This is a genomic window from Microbacterium sp. (assembly GCF_049661145.1).
In the GTDB taxonomy this organism is placed as follows: Bacteria; Actinomycetota; Actinomycetes; order Actinomycetales; family Microbacteriaceae; genus Microbacterium.
On sequence record NZ_JBASZT010000416.1, the window covers coordinates 1 to 3,698 of the forward strand.

The following is a 3,698-nucleotide window of genomic DNA, read 5'->3' on the forward strand; positions in this document are numbered from 1 at the left end:
GTCGTCGACGCCGTCGCCGACCTCGCGCCCCACGCCCAGCTGCAGCTGCTCGGCATCCCGGATGGTGCGGTGCGCGAGCACGCCGACCTGTTGCAGCGGCGCCTGGCCGCGATCATCGCCGAGGCGGAGGCCGACACCCGCACCGGCACCGACCGAGGCACGGCTGCCGGCGCGAGCGGTCACCCCCGGGTCGCGACGCTGCTCGTCGCGCCGTGGTGGGGCGACGGCCATCGCGACCACCGCGTCGCCGGAGAGGTGGCGCTGCGTCTCGCGGGTGAGGGCGTTCGGGTGCTCGGGTATCCGGTGTGGATGTGGCACTGGGCAGATCCCGACGAGGTGGATGCCGCGGCGTGGCGGGTGCTCCCCCTCGACGAGCAGGCCCGGAGCGCGAAGAACCGGGCGCTCGGTCGCCACCGCTCGCAGACGACGGCGACGGCGGGCGCACCGCCGATCCTGCACGAGGGGATGCGGGCGCACTTCGATCGCGATCTCGAGGTGTTCATCGAACCGCCGGGAACCTCGCAGTCCACCCCGGTCGACACGTTCTCGCGCCACTACCGCGAGCGTCACGATCCGTGGGGTGTGCGCACACGCTGGTACGAGCGCCGCAAGCGCGCCCTGCTGGCGGCGCTGCTGCCGCACGAGCACTACGGGCGGGCGCTCGAGATCGGCTCGGGCGTCGGGGAGTTGACCGCCGAGCTCGCCGTCCGCTGCAACGAGGTCGTCGCGATCGACGTCGCCGCCGAGGCGGTGGAGCGCACCCGGGAGCGGGTCGCGCGGCATCCGCACGTGCACGTGACCCGCGCCGACGCACGCACCGACCTCGGCGCCGTCACGGGCGCCCCCTTCGACCTCGTGGTCCTCTCCGAGATCGGGTACTACTGGAGCGCGGCCGACCTCGCCGCCGTGCTCGATGCGATCGACGCCGTCGGAACCGACCTGATCGCCGCCTGCCACTGGCGCCATCTCATCGGCGACGCGCCCCAGACCGGCGACGCCGTGCACGCGGCACTGGCCCGGCGCGCCGGCGCCCGCGTCGCCCGGTACGCCGACGAGGACGTGATCATCGAGGTGTTCGCCCCCGGCGGCGCGCCCTCCGTCGCGCGCGCCGAAGGGCTCGTCCCGTGACGGCGATCCGGGCGATCGGTGTCGTGGTGCCGGCGCACGACGAACGGGAGTTGCTGCCCGCGTGTCTCGAGGCCCTGGCACGGGCGACGCGCGCGGCCCGCGCACTCGTCGCCGAGGTGCGGGTCTGGGTCGTGCTCGACGCGTGCCGCGACGACTCGGAGCGGATCGCCTCGGCCCGCGGCGTCGACGTCCTCAGCATCGATGCCCGCAATGTCGGCCGTGCCCGCGGCACCGGGGTCGCCGCGCTGACGGCGGCGTTCGCGGGCACCCCGCCCGAGCGGGTGTGGATCGCGAACACCGATGCCGACTCGGTCGTCCCGCCGCACTGGCTCACGCACCAGCTCCGTCTCGCCGACGCGGGCGCGGATCTCGTCGTGGGCACCGTGCGACCCGACTTCCGCGACCTCAGCCCCGAGCAGTGCGAGGCGTGGTGGGCGATGTACACGCCCGGCGTCGCCAACGGGCACGTGCACGGCGCGAACCTCGGCATCCGCGCCTCGACGCTGCTCGCAGCGGGCGGATTCGCCCCGCTGCCCGAGCACGAGGACGTCGATCTCGTCGAGCGGGCGCGCGCGACGGGGGCGATCGTCAGGGCCTCGGATGCCGCGTGGGTGCGCACCTCGGGACGCGCGAGCGGCCGCACCGCGGGCGGGTACGCGCGCTACCTGCGCGAAGACCTGCTCCCCCTGGCGCAGCGCGCCGGGGCACGGTGACTACTCGCGCGACGGGGGGAAGTGCGCGATCGGGATGGGACGACCAGCCCCCGATGAGTCGCGCTCGGCGAGGTGCCGCGCCGCCGCCGCAGCGCATTCCTCGAGCGTCGCCATGCGGCACCGGCGCTGCGCGCCCTGCATCCACACGACCTCGAACCACCCGTCGATGCGCTCCACATAGGCCACGACATACGAGGCATCGGTCGCCGGTGCGCGCCGGTCGCACAGGCGCCACGCGTCGGCGTCGATCGGATGAACATCGAGGAGGTCCTCGGCATCCCTCGTCTGGGTCGTCGTCGCCGTCGTCGCCGTCATCGCTGCCACCGCCTTCGCTGCCAGCCTTGCTGACGATCTGCGGCGGGACGAGGGGATTGACAGGCGGGACTTTGCCGTCAGCTTTCTGGAGGCGCTGCCGCGCCAGGGGCGAGAGTACCCGCCCAGGGAAGCGAGACTATGCCGTCAGCCGGTGAGGACCTCGCCCGTGTAGGGACCCTCGGGCTCGGGCACCAGATACAGGCCCGCCGTTGAGTTGGCCGCCTGCGTCAGAGCCTCGAGCCAGGCCCGATTCAGCGCCGGCTGCCGGCTGCCGTGGTACTTGTACACGATCGTCGCATTGGGGTGCAGCCACACCGTCGTGCGACCGTCGCCGGTGCTCGGATCGTTGCGCCACGTGAAGGGGAAGGGCTCACCGCGGCGGAGCTTCTGGCTGATGACGACCTGCAGGTGCGCGAGCACGCGGTCATCGAACTCCACCTTCACGACGCTGTCGTAATTGAATCTTCCCACCCGCTCACCGTAGCGCGTCGGCACGTCGAACGATCTCGGCGCAGGCCCGATCAGCGCCGAGTACAGCGGCCGGAATCTCCACCGGCGCCTCGATCACCGCGAGCGGGCCGCTGCCGAGGAGCACCGAGCAGCGCGACAGCTGACCGTCGTGGATGCTGGGGAACTCGACGATATCCGAACTACCGCGATCGTGGAGCACCCGGGCGTAGTCGATCACGGCATCGGCGACCTCATCGGTCGTGAGGATGCGATGCCCCTCGATCAGGATGTCTTTCATGCTGCTGCGCGCCGCCTCTCCCGTGTCGTGATCGATACCCCAGTGAATCTGAGGCCGGGCTTTCCGAGCGAGGGGGTTGACAGGATGCCGACGGTGAGCCCGGATGGCGGACTCACCGTCGCGCGGGCGGCCGTGTCGCTACGCTGACTCACATGGCATTGGCGCTCGCGATCGACCTCGGTGGCACGAAGGTGGAGGCCGCGCTCGTGGACGAGACCGGCGCCCTGATGGCGGGATCGCGGGTGCGCGCCGCGACGGGGGCGGCCGCCGCGTCCGACGTGTCGGTGCTCGCCCGGGCGCTCGACGAGGTCGTGGGGTCGTGCCGTCGGCATCCGCTCTGGAACGAGGTCGCCGCCGCCGGGATCGGCGCGGCGGGGCCGATCGACCTCACGGCCGGCACGATCGCCCCGATCAATCTGCCGGCGGTGCACGGGTTCGGCATCGTCGAGGCGGTGCGGACGGCGAGCGACCTCGACGACGTGACGCTGCGCCTCGACGGCACCTGCATCGCGCTCGCCGAGACGTGGCGCGGGGCGGCGCACGGCGTCCGCAACGCGATCGTCTTCGTCGTGTCGACGGGCGTGGGCGGCGGGATCGTCTCTGACGGGCGCCTCATCGCCGGCGGGTCGGGCAACGCGGGTCATCTCGGGCAGATGATCGTGGCGGACATCGAAGGGGATGCCGCGGCATCCACGCTCGAGGAACGCGCGTCCGGGCCGCACACGGTCGCCTGGGCACAGGCGCAGGGTTGGCCGGGAACGACCGGCGAGGAGCTCGCCGCCGCGGTGCGCGAC

Annotated in this window: 6 protein-coding genes; 3 read left to right on the forward strand and 3 right to left on the reverse strand. The window is 72.8% G+C overall.

Annotation, left to right across the window (positions count from 1 at the left end; genetic code table 11):
- Both WBP48_RS17280 and WBP48_RS17285 read left to right on the forward strand, forming a co-directional pair.
- A partial coding sequence (locus WBP48_RS17280) for an SAM-dependent methyltransferase (RefSeq protein WP_424441976.1) occupies positions 1-1,128 on the forward strand: 1,128 nt, incomplete at its 5' end.
- Positions 1,125-1,841 carry a glycosyltransferase gene (locus tag WBP48_RS17285; protein ID WP_424441977.1) on the forward strand — a complete coding sequence of 239 codons (717 nt, stop codon included), beginning with the start codon at positions 1,125-1,127 and terminating at the stop codon, positions 1,839-1,841. The genes WBP48_RS17280 and WBP48_RS17285, both read left to right, overlap by 4 nt.
- Here the strand turns inward: WBP48_RS17285 and WBP48_RS17290 are convergent, their stop codons facing one another.
- The 3 genes from WBP48_RS17290 to WBP48_RS17300 form a co-directional block, all read right to left on the reverse strand.
- Positions 1,842-2,156 carry a hypothetical protein gene (locus WBP48_RS17290; RefSeq protein WP_424441978.1) on the reverse strand — a complete coding sequence of 105 codons (315 nt, stop codon included), beginning with the start codon at positions 2,154-2,156 and terminating at the stop codon, positions 1,842-1,844.
- Between the two features lie 144 nt (positions 2,157-2,300).
- Positions 2,301-2,627, reverse strand: coding sequence for an ATP-dependent DNA ligase (locus WBP48_RS17295; RefSeq protein ID WP_424441979.1), 327 nt, complete (start codon positions 2,625-2,627; stop codon positions 2,301-2,303).
- 4 nt (positions 2,628-2,631) lie between these two features.
- Positions 2,632-2,904: a hypothetical protein gene (locus WBP48_RS17300; protein ID WP_424441980.1), complete on the reverse strand. Its 273-nt coding sequence runs from the start codon at positions 2,902-2,904 to the stop codon at positions 2,632-2,634.
- Between the two features lie 152 nt (positions 2,905-3,056).
- Here WBP48_RS17300 and WBP48_RS17305 point away from each other — a divergent pair.
- On the forward strand, positions 3,057-3,698 hold a 642-nt coding region (locus tag WBP48_RS17305), incomplete at its 3' end, for an ROK family protein (RefSeq protein WP_424441981.1).

What these genes read in the sequence shown, in the direction of transcription:
- WBP48_RS17290 (WP_424441978.1), bottom strand. Translation starts at nt 2,156, where the DNA reads ATGACGGCGACGACGGCGACGACGACCCAGACGAGGGATGCCGAGGAC.
- WBP48_RS17300 (WP_424441980.1), bottom strand. Translation starts at nt 2,904, where the DNA reads ATGAAAGACATCCTGATCGAGGGGCATCGCATCCTCACGACCGATGAG.